At 52.3% G+C, this 777-nt stretch carries 1 protein-coding gene; it reads left to right on the top strand.

Annotated elements, in window-relative coordinates; translation table 11 throughout:
• Positions 1–762, top strand: a 762-nt coding sequence (locus PGX78_RS03220; RefSeq protein ID WP_270445369.1) for a dihydroorotate dehydrogenase electron transfer subunit, incomplete at its 5' end; no start/stop codon positions are given.
• Positions 763–777 lie beyond the last annotated feature (15 nt).

The raw sequence follows: 777 nt of genomic DNA, 5'->3' as shown, positions 1-777 counted from the left end.
AGGGTGAAAAAGTATTTGGAAGAGGCCCGTGTCATAGGCAACGAGGCCATTACGGAAGCTATTTACAAGTTGACCTTTGAATCGCCGCAGATTGCTCGGACGGCTCTGCCGGGACAGTTCGTCAACGTATCCGTGGAGACGGCTTTTCTGCGCCGTCCCTTCGGGATTGTGGAGGCTTGCGGGGAGACGGGAGAAGTGACGATTATTTACCGTCTTGTCGGGACGGGAACGGCAGCTATGACAAACTTGCGTGCAGGCGACACGATATCTGTTGAAGGACCCCTCGGTGAGGGGACCTTTTCAACGGCTGCGGGCAAAGTCCTTCTCGTCGGTGGCGGTGTAGGCTTGGCCCCCCTTATTTGCCTGGCAGGGCGACTTGCTGAAAAGCCGGTTGTCCTCGTCGGCGGCAAGACAAAGGAAGAAACGTTTTGGAGAGAGTTTTTTAAGGATAAGGCGGAAAAAGTATATGTGACGACCGATGACGGTTCAGCAGGGATTCAGGGGTTTGCCGTAGCGGCGTTACCGCAGATTTTCTCGGAAAATAAAATTGATCGCATTGCCGTCTGCGGACCGACGGTGATGATGAAGACCATTGCCGAAAAGGCTCAAGAAGCGGGTATTTCTTGCGAAGTATCTATGGAAAAACGCATGGCTTGCGGTATCGGTGTCTGTCTGGGCTGTACGTTTGAGAGTAAGAAGGACAAAAAGCGCTATAAGGTCTGCTCCGACGGCCCCGTATTTGACAGTAAGGAGGTATTCTGATGAAATTTGACAGAT

It is taken from the genome of Megasphaera sp. AF13-6AC, assembly GCF_027685385.1.
Classification (GTDB): domain Bacteria; phylum Bacillota; class Negativicutes; order Veillonellales; family Megasphaeraceae; genus Megasphaera; species Megasphaera micronuciformis.
The sequence above is the reverse complement of the archived record's forward strand: the minus strand, read 5'-3'. Positions and strand labels throughout refer to the sequence as shown.